Raw genomic sequence first — 635 nt, 5'->3', positions numbered from 1 at the left:
CAATGCGCTGCTGCCGACCATCACCGTCATCGCGACGCAGACCGGCTACCTCATCGGCGGCCTTGTCGTCATCGAAACGCTGTTTCGCTACCAGGGCATCGGGTCGCTGATCTTCACCGCCGCGCGCGGCAAGGATTTCCCGATGCTGGAGTCGGGCATCCTCACCATCGGCATTGTCTATGCCGTGGCCACCCTTGTCGCCGACTTCCTCTATTCCGTGCTCAATCCGCGTATCCGTCTGGGGTCAGATCAATGAGCGCCGTCCAAACCAGCTCTCCTACACCAGACGACACGCGCCGGCGCAGCCCGCTGGCGGAGGTCTTTTTCTCGCTGCTGCGCTCGCGCACATTCCTTGTCGGTTTCGCCATCGTGCTGTTCTGGGTTGCCTGTGCGCTGTTCGGCGAGCATTTCGCACCTTACGATCCGCTCGCCGACGACATCATCAACGCGCTGGCGCCGCCCTCTTCCGAACACTGGTTCGGCACCGACCAGATCGGCCGCGACGTCTTCTCGCGCGTCATCGTCGGTTCGCGCGACATCCTGACCGTCGCACCGCTGGCAACCTTGCTGGCGACGGTAGCCGGCACGGCGCTTGGCCTCCTTACCGGCTATTTTCGCGGTCTCGTCGACGATGT

At 63.3% G+C, this 635-nt stretch carries 1 protein-coding gene and 1 pseudogene; both read left to right on the top strand.

The features are described from left to right. A partial coding sequence (locus EN893_RS36805) for an ABC transporter permease subunit (protein ID WP_128362301.1) occupies positions 1-256 on the top strand: 256 nt, incomplete at its 5' end. Beyond that, positions 253-635: pseudogene (locus tag EN893_RS36800) on the top strand (ABC transporter permease); the annotation flags it as partial. The gene EN893_RS36805 and the pseudogene EN893_RS36800, both read left to right, overlap by 4 nt.

The organism is Mesorhizobium sp. M7A.F.Ca.CA.004.04.2.1, assembly GCF_004022825.1.
Taxonomy (GTDB): Bacteria; Pseudomonadota; Alphaproteobacteria; order Rhizobiales; family Rhizobiaceae; genus Mesorhizobium.
Note: the sequence above shows the minus strand (reverse complement) of the source record. Positions and strands in the feature narration are given on the sequence as shown.